Origin of the sequence: Cellulosimicrobium sp. ES-005 (assembly GCF_040448685.1) — a bacterium.
Classification (GTDB): domain Bacteria; phylum Actinomycetota; class Actinomycetes; order Actinomycetales; family Cellulomonadaceae; genus Cellulosimicrobium; species Cellulosimicrobium cellulans_G.
Genome location: NZ_CP159290.1, coordinates 475,295 through 499,761 on the forward strand (window position 1 = coordinate 475,295; position 24,467 = coordinate 499,761).

Below are 24,467 nucleotides of genomic sequence, written 5' to 3' on the forward strand. Positions count from 1 at the left end.
CGCTGAGGAGCGGTCCCGGGCTCGGCGCAACCGTCAGTCCTCGTCGTCGTCCGGGAGGGCGACGAGGAGGTCCAGGTGCAGGCCGAGGACCGTGCCGTCGGCGGCGACGGTGCGCACGAGCGGGTAGAAGCCGTCGCCCCAGCCCGAGTGGGAGAGCACGACGTTCTCGCCGTCCTGCGCGCCCGGGAGCAGGATGTTCGCCGACCCCTCGCGCAGGTGGTCCGGCGAGTCCGTGAGCGCGAACCAGCTCGTGTCCGTGCCGTCGTCGAACACCTCGTCGTACCAGTCGCCGTCGGGCATGAGCCGGGCGACGGCGTCCGCGTCGGCGAACGCGACCGTCCCGGCGTCGACCGGCACGCCGTACGCCGCGCCGGCCTCGGGCGGCCCGTCGGCACCCTCCGGGACGACCGGCTCGACGGCCGCCACCTCGCCGTCGGCGAGGACGACGCTCAGGTACGCCTCGCGCAGGTGGGACCCGTCCTGCTCGTCGGAGACGTCCGCCACCGTGACGCGCACGGGGTAGCGGCCCGGCTCCACCTGCACGACGAGACCCTCGCCGAGCAGCGTGAACGGGTCGGACGCCTCGAGCCGGCCGCTCGGCAGGACGAGCTCGCCCAGGTCGTGCACGGTGAGGCGCAGACCGGGGCTCCCGGCGGGCCCCGTCCCCGCGGCGGGGCCGGGGCGCAGGGCGAAGAACGTGTCAGGGGTGGGGAAGTCGCTCACGCCGCGAGCGTAGCCGCCGCCGCCGGCTCGGGCCCGCTCGGCCCCTGACGCGGCGAGGGCCGCCACCCGGACGGGTGACGGCCCTCGCGGTGCGGCGCGCGGCTACGAGCAGCTCAGCGCCTCGTAGTCGGCGTCGTAGGTCGTCGTGACCTCCTCGCCGTCGACGTCGGTGGTGAGGGTCGCGGTCACCGAGCCGGCGTCGAACGACGCGGAGCGCGACGAGAACGACTGGTAGGCGTTCTTGCCGTTCTTGACGTTCGGGAACGTCTTCTCGCCGTACGGGGTCGTCACCACGACGTCGGCCGTCGCACCCGACTCGTTGAGCACGCGGACCGCGACGTGCGCCTTGCCGCCGAGGCAGCGCGCCTCGGCCGTGACCGTCGCGTCGACGACGGCGGACGTCGTGACGTCCACGGTCTGCCAGCGCTTGGTCGCCGTCGCGTTGTGCAGGTGCAGCAGCAGGAGCTTGCCGCTGCCCGCCTCGACCGCGGCCTGGGAGCGGTGCACCGGGATCGACGTGTCGTCGGCCCCGACGTACAGGAGCTGGTCGCCGCCGTCGAACCAGTAGGCGGGGTCGTACGGGTCGCCCGTGAACGTCTCGGTCGCGTCGACGAGCTGGTCGGCGGCCTGCGAGTAGGGCGAGTACGTGAGGACCTGGAAGGTCGGCACGTCGCCCTCCTCGATCCCGAGCGACCCGATGCCGACCGGGATGACGACGACGTTGTTGTCGAACACCGAGGTGTCGACGTTCCCCCACACCGAGTTGATCGGCTGGAGGTCGACGTTGTCCCCGGCCTCGTACTCCGTGCCGTCCGGCGCGGTCCAGTCCTTGAGCGTGAACGTCGCCGCGAGGGTGAGGTCCGTCTCGCTGTTGTACTTGATCGCCGCGACCTCGAAGTCGGCCGTGCCGTCGGAGTCGACGTCGACCTCGACCGCCGGGATCGAGACCGAGCCGAGGCTCGCCCACTCCCCGTCGACCGCGACGCCGATGCCGATGACGCCGTCCGCGGGGTCGCCGCCGTCCGCCGCGACCTGCGGCGCCGTCGACGTGAAGCCGACCGCGCGCACGTCGGCCGCCGCGATGGCCGACGCCGAGGCGCCGACCGCCGCGTCCGCCTCGAGGCGCGGGCTCGTCGTCTTGAGCTCGAACGGAGCGACGAGCGAGAACCAGCCGCCCGAGGCCACGCCGCGGCCGTCGAGGTCGAGGTCGGCGGTGGTGGCCGAGCCCGGGAAGGCGACGGCCGTGCCGGAGAGGTCGCTCACGAGCTTCGGCGACGCCTGGACGGGGACGCGCAGCGCGGCGCCGCCGTCGGTAGGGGTGAGGACGACGCGGCCGCTGACGGACGACACGAAGTCGCGCGGCACGCCGACGCCGGAGTCGGCCGACGACGTCGGGTCGAGCTCCTTGGCGAGCGTCGCCGGGTCCGCGGTCAGCGTCACGGTGACGACCGTGCGCTGCCCCGCGGGGACGGTGACGGACGCCGGGGCGACCGACACGGTCGCCCCGCCCGCCGTGCTGGACTGGGCGAAGCTCGTCGCGTACGTCTTCGGGGCGTCGCCCGTGTTCTGCACGGTCACGGTCTTGCGCACGGTCACGGTGTCCTGGCCGACCGGCACGACGCCGAACGCCACGGACACCTGGTCGGAGTCCTGCGACGCGTAGGCGAGGGTCGTGTTCGCGACCGCGTCGACGGCGTCGACGCGGCCGGAGCCCACGCGCTCGGGTCCGTAGGCGGTGCCCGTGCCCGACGGCCCGGTGAAGACGTCGTGCGTCGCGGTGTTCATGACCGACGCCTTGACCTCGGCCGGCGCCCAGCCCGGGTGGGCCTCCTTGACGAGCGCCGCGATGCCGGCGACGTGCGGGGTGGCCATGGACGTGCCGGACTTGATGCTCGCGCCGTCCAGGTGACCGGACGCGACGGAGGCGATCCCCGTGCCGGGGGCCGCGACGTCGGGCTTGGCGACGCCCAGCGAGCCGTGCACCCCGCGCGACGACCCGCTGTTGAGCGTGTCGCCGATCTCCGGGATCGAGACGAACGACGACAGCGCGAGCGACGGGCCGATGGTCATCGTGACCTGGCCGGCCTCGATCGCGGGGCGCAGCGCGTCGTGGCTCGGGCCGGTGAGCTGGGCGCCGGGGATGCCGGCGTTGCCCGCGATGCCCGCGACGAACGACGAGAGCTCGGAGGAGAGCAGCACGCCGACGGCGCCCGCGGCCTGCGCGTTGTTGAACCGTGCGGCGCTGCCGCACGCGCGCGTCGCGTCGTTGTCGTCCCAGGAGAGGAACGCGATCTTGCCCGCGACGGCCGCGGCCTGCTCGGGCGTGAACGCCTGGCAGCCGTCGACGTCGCCCCCGAGGAACGCGACCGGCGCGGTCACGTCCGCCCCGCCCGCGTAGTCCACCGAGTTCTGGGCGGGGTACTCGCCCGCGAGCGCCTCGGGGGCGTCGACGCGCACGGCGTCGAACGTCTGGGTGTCGCCGACCGAGTTGGCGACCGTGAGGGCGGTGCGCGCGTTGCCGGGGGAGCCGCCGACGTCCGTCACGTCGCCGGCGTTGCCCGACGCGATGACGGACAGCGTCCCGAGGCGGGAGAGCTGGTCGATGAAGAGGTTCTCCGGGTCGTCCGCGGGGGAGCCGTCGGAGCCGAGGGAGAGGTTGACGATGTCGAGGCGGTCGGAGAGGTCGCCGTCGCCGTTCGGGTCGGCCGCCCACTCGAGCGCGTCGACGACGACGCCGGTCGAGCCGCCGAGGTCGCCGAACACCTTGAGCGCGTACAGGCCCGCCTCGGGCGCGGAGCCCGGGCCGACCTGCCAGTCGGAGATGTCCGTGAGCGTCGAGTAGTCGCCGTCGAACGTCTCGCCGTCGGCGGTGACGCCGTAGGCCGCGGTCGTGCCGGCCACGTGCGAGCCGTGGCCCGAGCCGACCGAGTCGAGCGAGTCGATGGGGTTCTCGTCGGGCGTCGGCACGAGCGTCGTGCCGGGGACGGTGCCGCTCGCGTCGTAGTCGTACCCCGCGAAGTCGTGGCCGCCGAGGAACTTCAGCTCGTCGTAGGTCCCCTCGGGGACCGGGCCGGTGCCGCGGTCGCCGTAGGCCTCGTCGAACGCCTCCTGCGTGCCGGGGCCGCCGAACGCCTTGTGCGTGTAGTCGATGCCGGTGTCGATGATGCCGATGCGCACGCCCTCGCCGGTGAGGCCCGTGCTCTGCCACGTCTCGAGCGCCCGCGTGAACACGTCCGTGCCCTTATTCGCGGGCTTCTTGGGGATGATCCGGTAGACCGTGACCACCGAGGCGTCGCGCGCGAGGTCGCGCACCCGGGCCGCGTCGCCCGTCACGACGACGCCCGCGACGAGCGTGCTCGTCACCGACACCTGCTGCGGGTTCCGCGCGCCGGCGCTGCGGGCGGTCGCCTGCTGCGGGACGACGTCGTCCGCGAGCTGTGCGACCTCCTGCGCGTTGGCCTCGACCTCCTGGGGGCTCGCGCCCTGCGCGGCGAGGTCGACCGCCGACGGCGCGTCGAGCTCGACGAACGCGGTGACGGTGCCGGTCGCCTTCGCGAGGGACGGGGCGACCTTGTCGGTCGGGGCGAGGGACGCGCCCGACTGCACGCCGAGGGAGTCCCCGGGGTCGGGCGGCGGGTCCGCGACAGCAGGCGCGGCGGCCGCGGCGACGACGGCGAGGCTCGCGGCGGCAGCGGTCAGTGACACGGGTAGAGAACGGTGCTTCATCGACACTCATCTCCCCGGCAGAGCCGGTTCGGCGAAGGGTTCGTGGATGGGTCCTTCCCTGCGGTCTCGCCCGGGTGGGACACAGACCACCCGAGCACGGTAACCAACGACCGCCCGAACTGCCCAGCGACGGGCGCCCGCACTCGGGCACGGCGCCCGGAGACAACGTGGCCGGCACGCTCTACGATGCGGGCGGGGTCACAGGACGTGGCCGTCCTGTGGGAGTCCCCTTCCCGCGTCAGGTCCACGGGGGTGCGAAACCCGGGGGCGTGGCCCACGCAGAAGGAGAACCATGACCAGATCCTCGCTCCGGGTCCTGTCCGCCGCGCTCGTCGCCGGCGTCGTCGCGACCGCCGCGGTCGCCTCTCCTGCCCTGGCGTCCGAGCCCGACCTGCGCGTCGTGACGTGGGACCGGACGGCCACGACCGACCCGACCGCCGACGCCGCCTCCGACGCGCAGGTCTCCAGCGGGGAGAGCTGCGCGGTGCAGGCCCAGCCCCTCCTGCCCGGCCAGGACCCCGCCACGCTCCCGCCGGCGCCCGAGGTGTGCTTCGACTCGCTCGAGGAGGCGCTGGAGTTCGCCTCGGGCGGCGACGTCGCCGCGGCGCGCCTCGCCGACGCGACCCCCGCCGAGGTCGAGGGGCTCGTCGCCGAGCTCAACGCGTCGGCGGTGGCCGGGTCGGGTCTCGGCACGACGGCGCGCGCGACCACCGCGGCGGCGAGCTCGCTCGTCCTGGGCGTGCTGTGGCGGGACGCCAACTACAAGGGCGCGTCGAAGGTGCTCTACGGCTCCGGCACCAACGGCTGCTACGGCGGGTCCACCTACGGGTTCCCGAACCTCGCGAACCTGCTCATGAACAACGTCGTCAGCTCCGCCACGACCTACGCGGGCTGCTGGGTGACCCTGTACGACTCGTACAGCTACGCGGGCGCGAAGAAGAACTGCACGCCGCACTGCGCGACGCTGGGCACGTTCGACAACAAGGCGTCCTCGGTCGTCTACCGCCCGGTCGGCCAGCTCGGCTGAGGCGTCACGCGGCCCCGCCGGGCACGTCGCTCGACCAGCGACGCGCCCGGCCCGCCCCGAGCCGGGCGGGGCTCACCTCGCGCACGGCGACGCGGCGTCCCAGCAGGTGCCCGACGGCGTCCCCCGCGGCGCGCACGGCCCTGGCCCCGGCGTCACCGGGCGCGTCGGGGACGACGTCGAGCACCACGCTCCCGTCAGCCGCCTGGTGGAGCTGCCACGCGGCCATGCCGTGGGCCTGGAGGTGCTGGGCGGCGTCGACCGACGGCACCCAGGCGCCGTCGGGCCGCAGGTAGCGCACGGGCGACCGGCCCTCCAGGTCGTGCAGCTCGACCTGGTCACCGCGCCGCACGATCCGCGCGCGGTCGCCGGTGCGGTAGCGCAGCAGCGGCAGGTACGGGTTCTCGTCGACCGTGACGACGACCTCGCCGAGGCCGCCGTCGGGGACGGGCACGCCGTCGTCGTCGAGGATCTCGACCCAGACGCGTCGGCCCCCGACGACGACGAACGGCCCCCCGTCCGTGCGGGCCGCGACCGCGCCCGTCTCGCGCAGCCCGTAGAGGTCGACGACGGGCACGTCCCACGTGGCGTGCAGGCGTGCGCGGGCGACGCCCGACAGGTGCGCGGCCCCGCTGACGAGCGCGACCGGGTGCAGGGTGAGACCCTCGTGCGCGAGCCGGGCGAGCGCGAGCAGCGGCAGCGGCGAGCTCGACACCACCTGCGGGTCCTGCGCCGCGAGGAACGCCGCACGGTCGCCCGGGCGCGTCCACGCGCCGGGGTCGAGGTTGACGCGCGCCATGGTCGGTGCGGCGACGCCGGGGCCGCGCCGGAACCCGGTCATCGCCGACGCGTACGTGAACGCCTCGCGCTGGTCCACGAGGTTCATCAGGCCCAGGCGGCCGGGCGCGGGCTCCCAGTCCGCGCCCGTGCTCGCGACGAGGTGCTGCAGGAGCACGAGGTCCGCCGCGACGGCCACGGGGTGCAGCGGGACGCGGACCGCCGCGCCCGTGCTGCCGGAGCTCGTGCCCTCGAGCACGCGGCCGAGCGGCACGTCCACGGGCACGAACGACGCCACGTCGTGCCGCAGGTCGTCGCGCGTGACGGGTCGGACCGCGGTGAGCGGCGACCCGGCCCGGCTCTCCCCGCGGTCGCGCGCCCGGCGGTACCGCGGCACGACGGCGTGCGCCCGGTCGACCAGGGCGTCCACCCACGCGGGCGGGTCGACGGGCGGAGGGCCGGTGTCGGGCGACGCAGCGGGGCGCTCGGCGCGGGTGCCGGTACGGGTGTCGGTACGGCCCGCGGCGAGGCGGGCCGCGACCTCGTCGAGCACGGGCAGGTCGTCGGGGCGCAGCCGGTCGCCCGTGACGTGGACCCAGGCGGGCGCGGCGGGGTGGTCCCGCACCGCGTCGAGCGCGGCCCGGCCCGCGTCGTCGAGCGTGGGCCAGCGCTCGGCGTCGGTGAGCGCGACCGCGGAGCCCGGGGCGTACTCGTCGAGCGTGAGGTCGGGGGCGTCGTCGGGTGTCGTCATGGAGTCCTCGTCAGGAGCTTCGCTAGTAGTTCGCGTACTGCGCGGCGGCCTCCTTGGCGCGCTTCTCCGCGAGCTCGCGGGCGAGCTGCTCGGCGCGGCGCGCCTCCTGCGCCATCTCGCGGGCGATCCGGCGCTGCTCGGCCGTGCTCACGGCCACCCACCGGTCCGCGGCCACCTCGGGGCTCTCGCCCGCGGGCCGCAGCCCGAGCTCGCGCAGCACGGCGCGCGCCAGCTCCTCGCGCGCCGTCGGCGCGTGCAGCCACTCGTCCGGCGTCCGGAGCAGGGCGAGGGCGGGCACGGTCTGCTCGACGACCCGGACGAGCGCGCCCGGCGTCGCGGCGGCCCGGGACGCGGGCGCGGCGAGCAGGCGCTCGTCGCGCAGCAGCCAGCAGACCGTCCCGGCGAGCGCCGCGTACGGGGCGTGCGTGCACAGCGCCTCGACGGCGGCGCGCTGCGGGCCGCGCAGCACGCCGACCGCGCCGGACCCGGCGAGGAGGTCGGCGGTGTCGCCGACGAGCGCGGCGGCCGCGACCACCCGGTGGTCCAGCACGTCCGGGGGCGTGTCGGCCAGACGGTGCACGACGTCGGCGAGCGCGGGGCCCTCGACCGTCGGGCGGGCGAGGTCATCGGTCACGGCGGGCTCCTTCCGGTCGGCTGCTCGCTGTCGTGCTCCTCGACGGTGCGCTCGCCGGGGCGCCGGTCGAGGAGCCCCACAGCTCGCGCGCGAAGGCGCGGGCGAACGCGACGAGGTCGTCCTGGGTCTGCACGGCGTGGACCCGGTAGCCCACCGCGTAGTCCCGCACCGTCTCGGCACCCTTCGCCGAGACGTCCAGCACGAGCGTGCCCCCGCCCCCGGCGGCCGCGACGGCGCGCGCCGCGGTGCCCTCGTGGGGCGCCACGAGCTCCGTGTCGGGGCGCGCACCCCAGCGGAGCCGGACGACGTCGTCGAACATCGACACGACGCCGTCGTCGGAGATGACGGCGACGTGGCACGGGCGGGTGCGCGTCGGCGGGGCGCCGGTGACCGGGTCGCCGAGGTGCGTGCGCTCCAGGAGCGGGACCGGGAACGACGTCGAGCCGCCGAAGTGCGCGACGACCGCGTCGAGCACGCGGTCCTCGTCGCGCACGAACCCGTCCGTCCCGGCGACCTGCTGCGGCCCGCTCCACGTCGTGGCCTGCACGCGGGCACCCGCACGCAGGGCCGAGAGCGCGAGGACGGCCCCGGCGAGCGCGATCGGCGCGACGCGTCGCGTCGGGTCCGGCATCGAGCCGGACGAGTCGAGGTAGAGGTCGAGGTCGACGGGGACGCGGTCGGGCTCGTCGCCCGCGTCCTCGTCGACCGACCGGCGCACGGTCGTGAACCCCGGCACGACGACGGGCGAGCGCAGCAGCGTCCCGGTCCAGTCCACGTCGCCCAGCTCGTCGCCCACGTCCCACTGCTCGTGCGCGCCGAGCAGCGGCTCGGTGGCGCGCACGTGCTCGCGCACGGGGAACGGGACGAGCAGGGGCGCGGCGCGCTCGCGGTACCAGCGCCGGGCGGACGCCGCGGCGTCCGTCGTGAGCCCGAGCAGCCGGAGCGTCGCGTCGTAGTCCGCCGGCGCGAGGGCCTGGCCGGTCGCGTCGTGCGCGCCCTCGCCGTCCGTCCCGGGCGCGTGGTGCGCGGCGTCCGTCACGGGGTCTTCCTCCGCGCCCAGCCCGAGGTCCCCGACGACGCGCGGGTCGAGCGCGGGGTGCCGCACCGGCTCGACGGCGCGCGGGTCCGTCGCGAGCCCGCCGGGCACCGCCCCGGCCACCTCGTCCTGCCCGCAGACGACCTGGGGCAGCGTGGACCGCCGCCGCTGGAGGTGCCGCCGTCGGGCCTCGCGGTCCCCGCGCTCGGGCCGGGCCTGGCGGCGCGGGTCCTGCGCGGTGGCCGGCGACCCCGCCTCCGCCGCGAGCAGCGTGCGCAGCAGCGCGGCGAACCCCGCGGCGCCGCCCACGGGGTCGTCCGCGTAGGCGCGCACGAGGCGCGCGACGAGCGTCGCCTCGCGCTCGGCCACCGGGACGTCGGACGCGGTGAGGTTGCCGCGCGGCAGACCCCAGAGGATCTCGTCCGCGCGGAGCACGGTCTGCATGACCGTGCTCGTCCCCGGCCCCAGCGCGCGCCACAGCCCGGCGAGGTCGATCCCGGCGCGGCGCTGCAGGCGGTCGTTGATGAGCAGGTCGCTCCACAGGTTGGCGGTGAGCGGCGCGAGCTGGTCCTGGTCCACGAGCCCGGCGCGCGTGCGCGCGACGAGGAGCGCGCTCGTCGTGAGGTCGCCGGGGGAGAGCACGTGGTGACCCACCTCGTGCGCGAGGACCGCGACCGCGTGGTCCTCGATCCCCAGCGCCACGACCTCGGCGAGGTCCACGTGCACGCTCACGCGGGTCGTCGAGAACCACGCGAACGACCCGACCCCCTCCGGAACGGTGCCGGGTCCGTGCAGCGTCGGGGCGCCGAGGCGCGTGAACCGGCCCCAGGCCGCGAGCGCCTCGGGCCACGCGGCCTGCCACCGCTGACGCAGCGCCCCGAGGTCGGCGCGAGGTCGCTCGTCGGGCAGCGCCCCGACCGGTCCCTGCGCGGGCGCGCTCACCGGGGCCACCGCACGAGGAGGACGTCGTACGAGCCGGTCCGGCTCAGCAGCGCGAGCCGGCCCGACGGCGTCTCGACCACCGCGGCGCCGCTGACGTCGGTCAGGGCCGCGTCGGGCGCCGGGTCGGGCGTGGGTCGTCCGGCGGGACCGTGGTCCGACCCGTGCAGGCCCTGGTCGTCGACGTCGATGTCGGCGCGGGGCGGCGTGACCGCGCCCGTGGCGTGGTCGCCGGCGCCCGGGGCGCGCGCGACGAACGCGCCGTGGACGTCGGCGACGAGCGTCCACTCGACCGTCTCGGCGCCGACGGTCGCGGCGTCCGCCGCGGCGCCCACGGCGGCCGGCACGCCGTCGCCGGTCGAGAGCAGCACCCAGCGCAGGCCGGGATGGCGCGCGTCGGTGCCGACCACCAGCGCGGGCGACAGCCACGGCCCGCCGAACCCGCGGAAGCCGCCGAAGCGACCCAGGACCTGGGCGGGCCCGGGAGCGCCCGGGAGCAGGACCCACCGTGCCCCGGCGGGCTCGTCGCCCGGCCCGACGGCGGGCCACCACCACGGGTCCGCGGCGTGGCGGTCGAGCACGGCCCGCAGGTCCGCGGCGTCGACCGTCCCGACCGTCCCGGAGGCCCCGCCCGCCCCGGACGCAGGGAGCGACAGCGCGGCCCGCGCGACCGGCTCCGGGAGCGACCGCGCGGCGTCGAGCGCCGCGCCCCGGTAGCGCACGAGCCCGCTGCGCCACGCCGCGACGAGCACCGCGCCCCGGACCAGGTCCGCCGCGGAGGGTCCCGGACCGACGTCCGCCGGGCTACCGACCCCCACGGTGGCGGCGTCGACCACGCGCGCCGCCCACGCCGTCACGTCCCCGCGCGCGCCGGGACGGCCGCCGACGGCCCGTGCGGCGTCGACGACCGCTGCGACCGTGGCCGCGGGGGCGAGGGCGAGCCACGGCGCGAGCCGCGGGACGACGTCGAGGAGCGCGCGCCGCTCCGGTGCGCCAGGACGCCAGCGACGCGCGGCGGCGAGCCGCGCGAGCGCGTCGACGAGCGCGTCGCACGTCGCCGCGAACGCGTCCGCACCGAGCTGCCGGGCGAGCGGGTCCGCGGCCGCGGCCACCTCCCGCACCGCGTCGGCCAGGCCGTCGCGGTCCGCGCCGTGCGCGAGCGCCCGCGCGAGGACGGCGTCGTACCGCGCGCGCTCCGCGAGGGCGCGGGCGGCGAACGTCGGGCGGACCCCGGGACCCGCGTCCCCGGCCGACGGCGGGTGTCCGCCGTCGGGCAGCGTCACGCGCCGCTCCAGCGCAGCCAGGTGAGGTAGTTCGTGTACCGCTGGTGGGCGTACTTGAGCGCGAGCGCGTCCTCGTACACGTGGCCGTGCAGCTTGACGTGCTTCTCCCACGACGCGAGCACGTGCTCGATCCGGGCGAGCCGGCGCAGCACCTCCGCCTCGGGCAGCCCCTCGAACCCGGCCGCGACGTCCGCGAGGACCGCCCCGACGTCGTCCTGGTCGTCGAGGCCGGCGGCGTCGTACTGGCGGCACGCCGTGTCGAAGAGGTCGCGGATCCACGACACGCGGTCCGAGCGCAGCGGCTCGCGCTCGCGGTCGTCGAACGGGGCCGACTGCAGGTCGGGGAGCAGCTTGTCGTGCAGCACGAACGGGAGCACCGCCCGCAGGTCGGCGAGCTCCACCTCGGCGTCCCCGCGGAAGTACGCCATCGCCTTCGCGTACGCGACGAGCGACTGCAGCGCGCGCACCGACAGGCCGTTGAGGGTCTGCGCCCCCACGTCGCCCAGGCGGTCGCGGCCCGTGTCCGCCGTCGCGACGAGGTGCGGGTCCACGCCCGCGACGCGCGCCGTGTCCTTCGTCCGGTACTCGAACTGCCACCCCGCGCGCTCCAGCACCTCGAGCTGGCTCGCGAAGAACTCGAGGCGACGGCGCACCGGCTCCGGGAACGGGACGGCGAGGATCGCGGCGTGCAGCGCGTCGTGCTCGGCGGCGTCGAACACGATCTCCGGCGGCACGTTCTCCTCCGGGCGCACGCGCCGCTCCGCCCGGGCCACGAGGTCGCCGAGGAAGCGGTTGTTGAACGGCAGCGCGTGCACGACGACGTCGATGCGGTCCCGCAGCGCGTCGACCACCTGGTACGTGCCGCCGCCCGCGTCGTCGTTCGCCGTGAGGTACCAGGCGGCGTCGCCCGTCTCGTAGACCTGGTCGTACACCTCGACGTACCCGTCCGCGAGCACCGTGAGCAGCGCCGACTGCGTGCGCGTCGGGATGCGGTTGTACTCGTCGACGATCTTCACGCGCATGCCCAGCCACGACCGCCACGCGACGTCCACGTCCGCGAGGCTGTCCGCCTGCACCAGATCCTTGGGGAGCGGCGTGCCGAACAGGTCCGACACCGTGAGCTGCGGGTGCCCGTGCTGCATCGCGCGGCGCACGTCGCGCACCGGGTAGCCGGCGAGGACGCCCATGAGCACGGCGCTCGCGGTCTTCCCGCGGCCCGGCCCGCCGATCATGAGGCACCGCCCGCGCACGGCGAACGTCAGGAGCGGCAGCAGCACGAAGCTCGAGTACGACTGGTCGCTCGGCAGCGTGAGGAGCGCCTTCGAGTCGCCGAGGCGGAAGCTCGTCTCCCGCGCGCCGGGCGCCGCGAACTCGACGTCGTAGTGCGGGCTGATGATCGCGTGGTTGACGACCCAGAAGTACGCCTGGCGCAGCTTCTCGTCGAGCGGCAGCCCGCCCCGGGCCGCGCCGTCGTCGGGGCCGGCCCCGACGACGGGCGTGCCGAACAGGTCGTCGACGCCCAGGGCGAACGGGTCGCGCCCGTCGGCCTGCCCCCCGGGCTGCGGCCGGGTCGGCGCGGAGGACACGTGCTCGAGATCGGTCACGGGCCGATCCTGCCACCGTCGTCCGCGGGTCGTGGGGACGTCCGTGCCGGGTCCGTGGGGCTCGCCGGGGCGGGGCCGGGGATCAGAAAGCGTCGGTGCCGGCCTGGGGGAGCGGGTCGGCGACGTGGCGCGGGGTGGCGAGCAGCGGCCCGACGGCGGCCAGCGCCTGGGCGAGCCGGCTCGCCCGGTCGCCGCTCACCTCGAACCACGGGACGCCGGGGCGGGCACCGTCCGGCGTCGGCAGCTCGGCGGGGCCGAGGTGGCGCACCACGTCGGCCGGGTCCGCCAGGCGCGGGCCGGTCGCGGCGAGGACCTCGCGGAACCGGTCCTGCATCGCGTGCCGCACGTGCTCGCCGTCGCGCAGGCCGTCCTGGACGAACGGGATCTCGTCGCCCGTGAGGACGTAGAGGTCGGGGCGGCGGGCGGCGGCGAGCGCCTCGACGGTGGGGGAGCGGTGCCCCACGTAGCGCTCGTGCCACAGGGTCGTGGCGAGCACGTCGGTGTCGCACACGAGGAGCGGGACGGGCGACACGGCGGCGGCGTCGTCCTCGCGCCGGGCCTGCTCGCGCGCGACGAGGTCGAACTCGGCGGTGTGCCACGGCGCGGCGAGGCCGCCGGGCCGGACCTCGGACCACTCGCGCCCGAACTCCAGCACGGGGTCGAGCCCGAGGTGGGCGGCGAGGTCGGCGGCGAGCGTCGTCGAGCCGGTGGACTCGGCGCCGAGCACGACGACGCGCCGCACGTACCAGGACCGGACCGGCGCGGGCAGCGCCCACCAGTGCGCCGCGGGGTCGGCGCGGACCGCGGACCCGGACACGGGCAGGTGCCGGCGGTCGGGGTCCACCTGGACCCACGTGGCGTCGAAGCGTCGCGCGAGCTCGACGCCGTACCGGTCGGAGGTGAGCACCGCGTCGACGGGCGGGTCGTCGGGGTCGAGCAGCGACCGCATGACCTTCACGTGCTCGTCCCACGCGTGGGGGTCGGCGTAGTCGACGGGGGCGTCGTCGAGCCCGTGGACGACGCGGGCGCCCGGGACCTCGGCGCGCAGCCACGCCGCCCGGGTCTCGGCGGGGATCGACTCGCTCGTCGAGGCGAGCACCTGCACGGTGACGCGCTCGCAGCGCGCGAGCGCGGTGCGGACGAGGTGCACGTGCCCGGCGTGCGGCGGGTAGAACTTGCCGATGACGAGGCCGTGGGCGAGCCGCGTCACCGGGCCGGCTCCGCGTCGTCGGGCACGGGGGCCGGACCGACGGCTCCGGGCTCGACGACGCCCGCGGCCGCCTCGGCGCCGGGGTCGCGCCGGGCCGCGGACCACTCCCGCAGGCCCTGCACGCACAGCGCCACGAACCCGACGTAGAGCGCGGCGGTGAGCCACAGGCCCTGGCTCGCGTAGAGCCCGACGAGCACGACGTCCGTCGCGATCCAGACCCACCAGTTCCCGATCCACTTGCGCCCGAGCATCGTCTGCGCGAGCAGGCTCGACGACGTCGTCAGCGCGTCCCAGAACGGCACCGCGGAGTCGGTCCAGGTCGTGAGGACGGCGACGAGCGCGGCCGTGGTCGCCGCGGCGGCGACCAGCCCGACCACCCACGCCGCGCGCGGCGTCCGGTGCACCACGAGGCGTCCCCGGTCGGTGCCGCCACGCAGCCACCAGTACCAGCCGAGCGCGCCGAGCACGAGGTACACGACCTGCAGCCCCGCGTTCGCGTACAGGCCCGCGCCGGTGAACAGCACGAGGAACACCACGTTGTTGGCCAGCCCGACGGGGAACGTCCACACGTTCTGCCGCACCGCGAGCCACACGCACGCGGCGCCCGTGACGAACCCCAGGATCTCCTCGACGCTCACGGGCGCACACTCTACGGGCGCGTCGCCGAGAGCCGGGGCGGTGCTCGTGCGGCGGCACCGCGACCTCGGCACCTGCGGTCGAGATCGGCGACTGCGACCGCCGATCTCGACCGCGATCGCCGATCTCGACCGGGACCGCCGATCTCGCGGCACTGTGACGTGTGCCGCGCTCGGGGGCAGGTGGGCCCGCGGGGCGTTACGGTCGGGACGAGCCCGGGTCCCTCCCGGGTACCCGGACGTCGAAGGAGATCTCGTATGCCCACGCGTATCGCTCGTACCGCCTGGAACGGTGGCCTGCAGGACGGTCAGGGCCAGGTCGAGCTGTCGAGCTCGAAGGTCGGCACGTACGACGTCTCGTTCCCGCGCCGCGCCGCGGACGACGCGGGCGGCGTCACGAGCCCCGAGGAGCTCATCGCCGCCGCGCACTCGTCCTGCTACGCCATGCAGTTCTCGGCGCTGCTCGGCGAGGCAGGCGCGACGCCCGTCTCGCTCGAGGTGACCGCCGAGGTCACGCTCGCGCCGGACCCCGCGGGCGGCTTCCAGATCCCGACGATCGCGCTCACGGTCCGCGGCGAGGTCGAGGGCATCGACGAGGCCGGGTTCCAGCAGGCGGCCGAGGCGGCCAAGGCGACCTGCCCCGTGTCGAAGGCGCTCGCGGGCGTCCCCACGATCACGCTGGACGCCGCTCTCGAGAGCTGACGCCTGCGCGCCCGCGCGCCGAGCACGACATGAGGGTCGTTATCCGTGGGATAGCGACCCTCATGTCGTGCTCGGCGACGCCCGGGGCGCAGCCCGGGTGACGTCAGCGGGGGAGGAGCGGCGGGGTCGAGGTCCCGGCGCCGGCGCGGATCCCGTCGACGAGCTCGGCGAGCGTGTCCTTCGCGCCGTGGGCCGGGTGCCACCGCAGGAGCTCCCCGGCGAGGCTCGTGTCCAGCACGGGGACGCGCATCGCCATGTCGAGCCAGCCCTCGCCCACCGGGGCCAGGCGCGCCCGCCACGCGGCCGCGACGGCGGTCCGGGCCGTCCCGTAGGGGACGGTGCGCAGCGAGCCGTCGGCGACGACGTCCGCCACGTCCTGCGGCGTCAGCACCGTGGGGTGGGCGACGTTGAACGGCCCGGGGTGCCGGCCGACCACGATGCGCGCGTACGCCTCGGCCGCGTCCTCGGCGTGCACCACCTGGAGGCGCAGCCCCTCGGGTAGGGGGACGGCGGGCAGGGGGGAGCGGCGGAGCGCGCGCGTGCCGAGCGGGCCGAGGAAGTACCGCGCGATCTCGGAGGCGGCGTCGCGCTGGAACACCAGCGCCGAGCGCACGCGCGAGACGACGATCCCGCTCCGGCGGTCGAGGTCGTCGAGCAGCGTCTCGACGGCCGCCTTGTCCTCGGAGTACGACGAGCCGGGGATCCCCTCGACGGGCCAGCCCTCGTTGACCGGCGTGTCGCGCGCATCGCCCGCGTACGGGGCGGGCGAGTAGGCGCCGACGGACGACGCGACGACGAGGTGCGCGACGCCGGCCCGCTGCGCCGCCTCGACGACGCGGCGCGTGCCCTCGACGTTGACGCGGCGCAGGCGCTTGCGGTCGTGGCTCGGCTGGACCGCCCACGCGAGGTGCACGACGACGTCCGCTCCCGCCAGCGCGGCGTCGAGCCGCTCGTCCGCGTCGGCGGCGGCGACGTCCGCGTACCGCCACGTCGCCGCGTCGTGCGGGGCGCGCACGGTGCTCGACCCGTCGGCGCGCGGCACGCGCCGCGCGACCGCGACGAGGGACGTCACGACGGGTTCGGCCGCGAGCCGACGCAGCACCGCCGTGCCGACGTTCCCGCTCGCCCCGACGACCACCACGCGCATGCGCTGCCTCCCGACCTCGTCCGCCCGCCCTGTGTCCGTGTGGCGGGCGCTCTCCCGACGCTAGCCCGCCGCGCCCGAGTTCGCCCGGGCGATGGCGAGGACGGCTCCGCGCGCGGGCTCGGGGAGCTCGGGCACGAGGACGACCGCGCTCGCCAGGACGAGCCGCTCGATCTCCGCGCGGGACAGGTCGCTCCCGCCGAGCCACGCCGCGGTGACGTTCTCGACGAGCGCGACCCAGCCCGCGGCGATCAGCCGGAGGCGTGGTGACGTGAGCGGCGCGCCGGACGTCGCGGAGACCGTGGTGGTCAGCCGGGCGACGAGTCCCTCGCGGACGCGCGCGAGCGCCTCCTGCGTCGCGTCGTCCTCGGCGAGCGCGCCGCGCCACAGGTCCTGCCAGACGAGGCGCCGGGCCTCGACCGCGTCGAGGAACGACCCGACGGCGAGCGCCGGACGCTCGGCGAGGGGACGATCGTCCGGTGCGACGGTCGCCGCCTCGAGCCCCGCCACGGCCTCGAGCGCGACGGCCCGGCGCAGTCCGGCGGTGGACCCGAAGTAGTGGAAGACGAGCGCCTTGGACGCTCCCGACCGCGCGGCCACGACCGCGGGGGTGAGGGACTCCAGGCCGTGCTCGTCGGCCTGCCGCGCGGCGGCGTCGAGCAGCTCGCGGCGACGGTCGGCGGGCTCGCGGCGGCGGCGCGCACCGGGTGGCGGGCTCGCCGCGTCGGCCGGGGCAGCGGGAGAGGGGGCGGGCGTGCGGGGCATGACCTCCGTTGTACGCCGTTGTTGACCGCGAGTCAACAAGAGGCGTAGCGTTGTTGACCGCGAGTCAACGGCGTCCTCGGTGAGGACCGGGGACCCACGAGAAGGAAGAGCCGGGATGCAGATCACGCTGACGGACGTCCGCGTCGACGGGCGGCGCGAGCCGATGCTCGAGCCCATGGACCTCGCCTGGTCCACGGGCGAGAGCGTGCTCGTCGCGGGCGAGCCCGGGCACGGGCACACCGCCCTCGCCCTCGTCGCCACGGGACGGTTCGACCCGTCCGCGGGCGAGGTCCGGCTCCAGCCCGCGAGCACGCCGTCGCGTCGCAGCGGGCGCTCGTCCCGCGGCGCCGCCGCCACCCTGCGCGACGTGACCGCCGTCGTCGACGTCCCCGGCATCAGCGAGCCCGACGACGCGCTCACCGTGGCCGACGTCGTCGCCGAGGGCCTCGCGCTCGCCGGCCGCCGCTCGCTGCCCTCCGACGTGACGCGCTGGCTCGCCGACCACTCGCTCACCGCCGACCGCTCCCGGCGCCTCGACCAGGTCCCCGGCGTCGTGCGCACCGCGCTCCTCGCGGCGCTCGCGGCCGAGGACCCCGACGTCCGCTTCCTCGTGCTCACCCTCCCGGACCGCCACGGCGGCGAGCCGTCGGGCTGGTGGGAGGTCGCGCAGTCCCTCGCCGCCGCGGGCTACGGCGTGCTCGTGCAGTGCACGCGCGCCTCGGCCCGCGACCTCGGCGTCGACCTGCCCCCGGCCCGCGGCGCGTCGATCCACGAGCCGCCCGTCGTCGTCCTGCGCACGCGCCCGACCCCGCCCCCCGCCCCTGACCCGGCCCCGGTCGACCCCCCGGACGCCGCCGAACCCGGGATCGCTCCCCAGGCTGGCGACGACCTGAGGAGCGATCCCGGGCTCGACGAGCGGGCCGCCGCCGAGAACGACCCCGAGGAGGGCCGATGACCGCGATCCGGCTCGGGCTGTCCGAGCTCCGGCGCCTCGCCGCCGGTACGCTGCCGCGCCTCGCCATCCTCGCGATGGCGCTCATCCCGACGCTCTACGCCGGGCTGTACCTGTTCGCGAACCACGACCCGTACGACAAGCTCGACCAGATCCCCGCCGCCCTCGTCGTGCTCGACGAGGGCACGACGACCACCGACGCCCAGACCGGGGCGACGACGGAGCGCCACTTCGGCCGCGACGTCGCCGACCAGCTCCTCGACGACGGCGGCTTCGGCTGGGTCGAGACGAGCCAGGTCGACGCCGAGTACGGCGTGCGGTCGGGGCGGTACGACGCCGCGCTCGTCATCGGCCCCACGTTCTCCGCCGACCTCGCGTCCGCGGGAGAGTTCGAGCCCCAGCAGGCGAGCCTCACGCTCATCACCAACGACGCGAACAACTACCTCGCCCGCACGATCGCGGACCAGATCGTCGGCAAGGTGCGCGACTCGATCGCGGAACAGGTGGGCACGGAGGCGGCCGACACGTTCCTGCGCGGCTTCGCGTCCATCCACACGAACCTCGCCGACGCCGTGGACGGTGCGGACCAGCTCCTCGACGGCGCGACGCAGCTCCGCGACGGCCTCGTCACGGCGGACGACGGCGCGCACACCCTCGCCGACGGCGCGGGCCAGGCCGCCGACGGCGCCGAGCGTCTCGACGCGAGCACCGGGACGCTCGCGGACGCCGTCGGGCAGCTCGACGACGGCGCGGAGGCGCTCGCGTCCGGGCTCGGCACGCTCCGGGGCGCGACGTCGTCGCTGCCCGCCCAGACCCAGCAGCTCGCCGACGGCGCCGCGCAGGTCGCGGACGGGAACGCGCAGGTCGCGCAGTACGGGCAGCAGGCGGCCGCGGCCGCGGGCGAGGTGCTCCCGACGCTCGACACGATCCGCGGCGACGTCGACGCGCAGCTCGACCAGCTCGTCGCCGACGGCGTCCTCGACCAGGCGACGGCCGCCCAGGTGCGGTCGCAGGTCGCGCCCGTGCTCGACCAGCAGCGCGAGCAGGTCCAGGGTGCCGTCGACCAGGTGACCGCCGCGTCCGGCAAGCTCGACCAGCTCGCCGACGGCTCGCGCCAGGTGTCCGAGGGCGCGGCCCGGCTCGCGGCCGCGACGCCTCAGCTCACGGCGGGCATCGCGAGCGCGGCGGACGGCGCGGACCGCCTCGCCGACGGCACGGGACAGCTCGCCGCAGCGACCCCGCAGCTCGTGGACGGCGTCTCGCAGCTCGCCGACGGCACGCGCCAGGTGTCCGACGGCGCGACCTCGCTCGCGGACGGGACGTCGCAGCTCCGCGACGGCTCGGGCGAGCTCGTCGACGGCGTCACGCAGCTCCGCGACGGGCTCGCCGAGGGCCTCGGCCAGGTGCCGGACCTCGACGAGCAGACCCGCCAGGACACCGCCGAGACCATCGGCAACCCGGTCTCCGTGAAGAACGAGGCGCTCTCCTCCGCCGGCACGTACGGCGGCGGCCTCGCGCCGTTCTTCCTGTCGCTCGCGACCTGGATCGGCGCCTACGTGCTCTTCCTCCTCGTGCGGCCGCTGTCGTCGCGGGCCCTCGCCGCCGGGCGGTCCGGCCTCGCCACCGCCCTGGGCGGCTGGCTCACCCCGGCCGCGATCGGCGTCGTGCAGGTCGCGGCCATGTTCACCGTGACCAAGTTCGCGCTCGACATCGACCCCGTGCACGGCGTCGGGACCGCGCTGTTCCTCGTGCTCGTCTCCGCGACGTTCGTCGCGATCCTCCAGGCGCTCAACGTCTGGCTCGGCGCCGCCGGGCAGTTCCTCGGGCTCGTCCTCATGCTCGTCCAGCTCGTCACCGCCGGCGGCACGTTCCCGTGGCAGACCATCCCGCAGCCGCTGCGCTCGATGCACCAGTTCCTGCCCATGACGTACGCCGTCGAGGGCCTGCGCCAGCTCCTCTACGGCGGCAACATGGCGACGGTGACGCGCGACGTCACGGTCCTCGTCGTCGTGCTGGTCGCCGCCCTCGCCCTGACCACGATCGCCGCCCGCAAGCAGCGCGTCTGGACGATCAAGAAGCTCCAACCAGAGCTCGTCCTCTGACCCACGAGACCGCGCCCCGGTCCGCCGAGGTAGAGCCCTGGTTGGCCGAGGTAGAGCCCTGGTTGGCCGAGGTAGAGCCCTGGTTGGCCGAGGTAGAGCCCTGGTTGGCCGAGGTAGAGCCCTGGTTGGGCGAGGTAGAGCCGTAGTTGCGCGAGGTAGAGCCGTGGTCGTGTCCGACGGCGTGTGGTCGCCCTGGGTGGTCGGGGTGGGTGGTGGTGCCGCGTCTACCATCCGCGCCGCTCGTTCCTCGCGTCGCTCCCGCCAGGCCCGCCACGACGCGGCACCACCACCCACCCCGACCCGGCTTCGTCTCGCCGTGGTCTTCGCTCACCTGGGCGAACTGCCCGCGGCGTCGTTCGCCCACCTCGGGCGGCGACCCGCCGTGGCGGGCGACCGGCCGCCGTCGGGCTTCAGGTGCCCATGCCGGCCGGTAGCCCGGACGTGACGGGTGACCACGCGCCGTCGCGCCCGACCAGGCATCTCTGTCGGCGGACCGGACACTTACGTCGGCATACCACGCCTCTTCGTCGGCGGACCACGCCTCTACCTCGGCGGGCCAGGGCCCGAGGTCGGCGGACCACGCCTCTACCTCGACCGACCAGGGCTCTACCTCGGCAGGGCGGCTGCCAGGGGGCGGACGGTTCCGGGGGTTCGGGCGCGAGGGTGCGACAATCGCGACGTGTCCGCTGAGATCGACGCCAACCCGACCCCCGCCCCGCAGCACCCCGGGAACGGCTCGCGGCGGTCCGGCTCCCGCGCGACGCCGTCGCCGGAGGCGGAGCGCGCGGCCGCTCTCCGCGAGGCCGAACGGGCGGCCGACGCGGCCCGCACGGCGCTCGCCGAGGCGCTGCGGACGGTCGTGCGCGGCGGGGTCGACTCCTCCACGCGCCGCCGGGCCGAGTACTCGACGGACGCGTCGAACTACCGCGTCGTGCCCGAGGCCGTGGTGTACCCGCAGGACGCGGACGACGTCGTCGCGGCGCTCGACGTGCTGCGCGAGCTCGAGGTTCCGGTCACGGCGCGCGGCGCGGGCACGTCCGTCGCGGGGAACTCGATCGGCCCGGGCGTGGTCCTCGACTTCACGCGGCACGTGAACCGCGTGCTCGACGTGGACCCGGAGGCGCGCACGGCGCGCATCGAGCCGGGCGTGGTCATGTCGGCTCTCCAGCAGGAGGCCGCGCCGCACGGGCTGCGGTTCGGCCCGGACCCGTCGACGCAGAACCGCGCGACGCTCGGCGGCATGATCGGCAACAACGCGTGCGGGCCGCACGCCGTCGCGTACGGGCGCACGGTCGACAACGTCGTCGCGCTCGACGTCGTCGACGGCCGGGGCCGCCGCTTCACCGCGGGCAAGGGCGACCCGACGTTCGCGGCGGTCCCCGGCCTGGCGGAGCTCGTCCGCGAGAACCTCGCGCTGATCCGCACGGAGTTCGGGCGGTTCGGGCGCCAGGTGTCGGGCTACTCGCTGGAGCACCTGCTGCCGGAGAACGGGTCGGACCTCGCGAAGGCGCTCGTCGGCACCGAGGGCACGCTCGTGACGATCCTCGAGGCCACGGTCCGGCTGGTGCCGGTGCCGTCCAAGCCGACGCTCGTCGTGCTCGGCTACCCGGACATGCCGTCCGCGGCCGACGACGTCCCGACCTTCCTGAACCTCAACCCGCTCGCGGTCGAGGGTCTCGACGCGCGGCTCGTCGACGTCGTGCGCCGCGCCAAGGGCGACGCGTCCGTGCCGCCGCTGCCGCCGGGCGCCGGCTGGCTCATGGTCGAGGTCGGCGGCGCGACGCCCGAGGAGGCGATGGCGAACGCGGAGGCGATCGTCGCGGCGTCGGGCAGCGAGGCCACGATGATCCTGCCCGCAGGCCCCGAGGCGACCAAGATGTGGCAGATCCGGGCCGACGGCGCGGGGCTCGCCGGGCGCACGCCCGCGGGCGAGCAGGCGTGGCCGGGCTGGGAGGACTCCGCCGTCCCGCCGGAGAAGCTGGGCGACTACCTGCGCGACCTCGACGCGCTCATGGCGCGCTACGGCGTCGACGGCCTGCCGTACGGGCACTTCGGCGACGGTTGCGTGCACCTGCGCATCGACATCCCGCTCGAGGCGTCGGGGTCGGTGCTGCGCACGTTCATGCTCGAGGCGGCGGAGCTCGTCGCGAAGTACGGCGGCTCGCTCTCGGGCGAGCACGGCGACGGCCGCGCGCGCTCGGAGCTGCTGCCGGTCATGTACAGCCCCGAGGCGATCGCCCTCATGGAGCGGTTCAAGGCCCTGTTCGACCCGCAGGACGTCATGAACCCGGGCGTCGTCGTGCGCCCGAGCGCGATCGACGACGACCTGCGCCGCCCGCACGCGCACCCGCTGCTGTCGACGGTCGGCGCGCCGGGCACACCCGGCACGAGCACGGCCGCGCCCGCGAAGGTCACGAAGATCTCGCGCCGCGCCGGTTACCAGGGCTTCTCGTTCGCGCACGACCACGGCGACATGACGCAGGCCGTGCACCGGTGCGTCGGCGTCGGCAAGTGCCGCGCCGACACCAGCGCCGCGGGCGGGTTCATGTGTCCGTCGTACCAGGCGACGAAGGACGAGAAGGACGTCACGCGCGCCCGCGCCCGCGTGCTCCAGGAGGCGGTCAACGGCACGCTCGTCGGCGGCCTCGCGGCACCCGAGGTGCGCGAGTCGCTCGACCTGTGCCTGTCCTGCAAGGCGTGCTCGAGCGACTGCCCTGCGGGCGTCGACATGGCGCAGTACAAGTCCGAGGTGCTGTACCGCACGTACCGCGGCAAGCTGCGCCCCGTCGACCACTACTCGCTCGGCTGGCTGCCGATCTGGGCGCGCCTCGCCACGGGCATGCCGCGCCTGGCGAACAAGCTGCTCGGGTTCCGGCCGCTCGCGAAGGCGGTCCTGTGGGCGGGCGGCATGGACACGCGTCGCTCGATGACGGAGTTCGCCGAGGTGCCGTTCCGCACGTGGTGGAAGCGCGGCGGCGCGACCCAGGGCGTCCCCGGCCTGCGCATCGGCGAGCGGCCCGGCCACCCCGTGCGCGACGAGCGCCCCCAGGTCGTGCTGTGGACCGACTCGTTCAGCGACAACATGTCGCCCGGGGTGCCGCAGGCGGCCGTGAAGGTGCTCACCGCGGCCGGGTACGACGTCGTCGTGCCCGACGAGCAGGCGTGCTGCGGCCTCACGTGGATCAGCACGGGCCAGCTCGACGGCGCGCGCAAGCGCCTGGAGAACCTGCTGTCCGTGCTCGGCCCGTACGCCGTGAACGGCATCCCGATCCTGGGGCTCGAGCCGTCGTGCACGGCCGTGCTGCGCTCCGACCTCGTCGACCTGTTCCCCGACGACCCGCGCGCCCGGGCGGTCTCCGCCGCGACGCGCACGCTCGCCGAACTCCTCACGTCCGTGGACACCGCGCCCGGGCGCGAGTCCGGGTGGCGCGTGCCCGACCTGTCGGACGTGACGGCCGTCGTGCAGCCGCACTGCCACCAGCACTCGGTGATGGGCTTCGCCGCCGACGAGCGCCTGCTGCGCGACGCGGGCGCGACGATCAAGGTCCTCGCCGGGTGCTGCGGCCTCGCGGGCAACTTCGGCATGCAGAAGGGCCACTACGAGACGTCGGTCGCCGTCGCGGAGAACGCGCTGCTCCCCGCGCTGCGCGACGCCGCCCCGGGTGACGTGTACCTCGCGGACGGCTTCTCGTGCCGCACCCAGGCCGACGACCTCGCCGGCGTCCAGGGCAAGGCCCTCGTCGAGCTGCTCGCCGAGCGGCTCTGAGCGTCGCGCTGCGCGGCCAGGTCGCCCGACGGCGCTCGGCCGCCCGCCCGGGCGGCCGTCAGCCGCGCGCGGGGTGCACGTCCGTGATCGCGTAGCACTCCTCGTCGTCGATCGCGCGCGGCATCGGGTCGAGCGTGAGCGACGTCGGGTAGCCCAGCTCGTCGTCGAACGCGACGTCGGTGACGTCCTCGTGGCGCTCGTCGACGAGGTCGAGGAACCCGTCGATCGTGCGGCCGCCGCTCTCGACGTAGGACTCGGGGGTCATCTCCAGGTGCGCGAGGCTCGCGGAGACCGCGACCACCTCGCCGGCCGCGACCTCGACGTCGAAGTCCCCGACGAGGTTCCGCTCGCCGCACGACGACGTCAGGGTGAACGCGTAGTCGTCGTACCCCGCCGCAGCCCACCGGTCCCGTGCCTCCGCGAGCCCGGCGACGGGCCCCTCGGCGCTCGCGGGCGCGCACGCGGTCACGAGCGGCGCGACGACGAGCGCGCCCAGGGCGAGCACCGCCGTCGTCCAGGACGGCCGAGCACGGCGGCGCGAGGTCTTCTCCATGCCCTGCTCGTGTGCCGACCTGGCCCGGTCTTGCCCTGCGCTGCACGTTCGTGCACCGAGGTGCGGTCCGTGGGGCCTGGCGTGAGCATGGCAGGGGAGCGCCACCGCGGGCGGCGCTCCTTTCCTGTCGTCAGCGGTGAG

17 protein-coding genes are annotated in these 24,467 nt (G+C 75.9%); 5 read left to right on the forward strand and 12 right to left on the reverse strand.

Going from position 1 to position 24,467, the window contains the following annotated elements; genetic code table 11:
* Window positions 1-33 precede the first annotated feature (33 nt).
* Together ABRQ22_RS02115 and ABRQ22_RS02120 are read right to left on the reverse strand one after the other, a co-directional pair.
* On the reverse strand, window positions 34-723 hold the full coding sequence (locus ABRQ22_RS02115; protein ID WP_353708408.1) for a DUF4241 domain-containing protein: 690 nt from the start codon (window positions 721-723) through the stop codon (window positions 34-36).
* A gap of 102 nt (window positions 724-825) precedes the next feature.
* The gene (locus ABRQ22_RS02120; RefSeq protein ID WP_353708409.1) at window positions 826-4,428 is read right to left on the reverse strand and encodes a S8 family serine peptidase; all 3,603 of its coding nucleotides are present in this window, start codon (window positions 4,426-4,428) and stop codon (window positions 826-828) included.
* A gap of 313 nt (window positions 4,429-4,741) precedes the next feature.
* Here ABRQ22_RS02120 and ABRQ22_RS02125 point away from each other — a divergent pair, with 313 nt between their 5' ends.
* Window positions 4,742-5,476 (forward strand): hypothetical protein, encoded by a 735-nt coding sequence (locus ABRQ22_RS02125; protein WP_253053831.1) that lies wholly within the window; start codon window positions 4,742-4,744, stop codon window positions 5,474-5,476.
* A 4-nt stretch (window positions 5,477-5,480) separates the two neighbouring features.
* Here ABRQ22_RS02125 and ABRQ22_RS02130 read toward each other — a convergent pair whose 3' ends face one another.
* The 7 genes from ABRQ22_RS02130 to pnuC all read right to left on the reverse strand — a co-directional run bounded on the left by ABRQ22_RS02130 (window position 5,481) and on the right by pnuC (window position 14,345).
* Window positions 5,481-7,001 carry an AMP-dependent synthetase gene (locus ABRQ22_RS02130; RefSeq protein ID WP_353708410.1) on the reverse strand — a complete coding sequence of 507 codons (1,521 nt, stop codon included), beginning with the start codon at window positions 6,999-7,001 and terminating at the stop codon, window positions 5,481-5,483.
* A gap of 22 nt (window positions 7,002-7,023) precedes the next feature.
* Window positions 7,024-7,635, reverse strand: coding sequence for a hypothetical protein (locus ABRQ22_RS02135; RefSeq protein WP_353708411.1), 612 nt, complete (start codon window positions 7,633-7,635; stop codon window positions 7,024-7,026).
* A complete protein-coding gene (locus ABRQ22_RS02140) occupies window positions 7,625-9,613 on the reverse strand; it encodes a hypothetical protein (RefSeq protein WP_353708412.1) in 1,989 nt (662 codons plus the stop codon). Before ABRQ22_RS02140 ends, ABRQ22_RS02135 begins: the two co-directional genes overlap by 11 nt.
* Complete coding sequence (locus ABRQ22_RS02145; protein ID WP_353708413.1) at window positions 9,610-10,893, reverse strand: hypothetical protein; 1,284 nt, start codon at window positions 10,891-10,893, stop codon at window positions 9,610-9,612. Before ABRQ22_RS02145 ends, ABRQ22_RS02140 begins: the two co-directional genes overlap by 4 nt.
* On the reverse strand, window positions 10,890-12,497 hold the full coding sequence (locus ABRQ22_RS02150; protein WP_353708414.1) for an ATPase: 1,608 nt from the start codon (window positions 12,495-12,497) through the stop codon (window positions 10,890-10,892). The genes ABRQ22_RS02145 and ABRQ22_RS02150 overlap by 4 nt, the downstream gene beginning before the upstream one ends.
* 82 nt (window positions 12,498-12,579) lie before the next feature.
* Complete coding sequence (locus ABRQ22_RS02155) at window positions 12,580-13,707, reverse strand: AAA family ATPase (protein WP_353708415.1); 1,128 nt, start codon at window positions 13,705-13,707, stop codon at window positions 12,580-12,582.
* Window positions 13,704-14,345 (reverse strand): nicotinamide riboside transporter PnuC, encoded by a 642-nt coding sequence (gene pnuC, locus ABRQ22_RS02160; protein WP_353708416.1) that lies wholly within the window; start codon window positions 14,343-14,345, stop codon window positions 13,704-13,706. The genes ABRQ22_RS02155 and pnuC overlap by 4 nt, the downstream gene beginning before the upstream one ends.
* A gap of 255 nt (window positions 14,346-14,600) precedes the next feature.
* Between pnuC and ABRQ22_RS02165 the strand changes: the two genes are divergently transcribed.
* Complete coding sequence (locus ABRQ22_RS02165) at window positions 14,601-15,044, forward strand: OsmC family peroxiredoxin (protein WP_253053816.1); 444 nt, start codon at window positions 14,601-14,603, stop codon at window positions 15,042-15,044.
* A gap of 103 nt (window positions 15,045-15,147) precedes the next feature.
* Here the strand turns inward: ABRQ22_RS02165 and ABRQ22_RS02170 are convergent, their stop codons facing one another.
* Complete coding sequence (locus tag ABRQ22_RS02170; protein WP_353708417.1) at window positions 15,148-16,191, reverse strand: NAD-dependent epimerase/dehydratase family protein; 1,044 nt, start codon at window positions 16,189-16,191, stop codon at window positions 15,148-15,150.
* A 60-nt stretch (window positions 16,192-16,251) separates the two neighbouring features.
* On the reverse strand, window positions 16,252-16,953 hold the full coding sequence (locus ABRQ22_RS02175; protein WP_253053804.1) for a TetR/AcrR family transcriptional regulator: 702 nt from the start codon (window positions 16,951-16,953) through the stop codon (window positions 16,252-16,254).
* A gap of 115 nt (window positions 16,954-17,068) precedes the next feature.
* Between ABRQ22_RS02175 and ABRQ22_RS02180 the strand changes: the two genes are divergently transcribed.
* From ABRQ22_RS02180 to ABRQ22_RS02190, 3 genes are all read left to right on the forward strand, one after another.
* Window positions 17,069-17,908 carry a hypothetical protein gene (locus ABRQ22_RS02180; protein ID WP_353708418.1) on the forward strand — a complete coding sequence of 280 codons (840 nt, stop codon included), beginning with the start codon at window positions 17,069-17,071 and terminating at the stop codon, window positions 17,906-17,908.
* Entirely contained in the window at window positions 17,905-20,007 is a 2,103-nt protein-coding gene (locus ABRQ22_RS02185) for a YhgE/Pip domain-containing protein (protein WP_353708419.1), read from the forward strand. Before ABRQ22_RS02180 ends, ABRQ22_RS02185 begins: the two co-directional genes overlap by 4 nt.
* 847 nt (window positions 20,008-20,854) lie before the next feature.
* A complete protein-coding gene (locus tag ABRQ22_RS02190) occupies window positions 20,855-23,773 on the forward strand; it encodes an FAD-linked oxidase C-terminal domain-containing protein (RefSeq protein ID WP_353709486.1) in 2,919 nt (972 codons plus the stop codon).
* 58 nt (window positions 23,774-23,831) lie between these two features.
* Here ABRQ22_RS02190 and ABRQ22_RS02195 read toward each other — a convergent pair whose 3' ends face one another.
* A complete protein-coding gene (locus ABRQ22_RS02195) occupies window positions 23,832-24,326 on the reverse strand; it encodes a DUF6174 domain-containing protein (RefSeq protein WP_353708420.1) in 495 nt (164 codons plus the stop codon).
* Window positions 24,327-24,467: the final 141 nt, after the last annotated feature.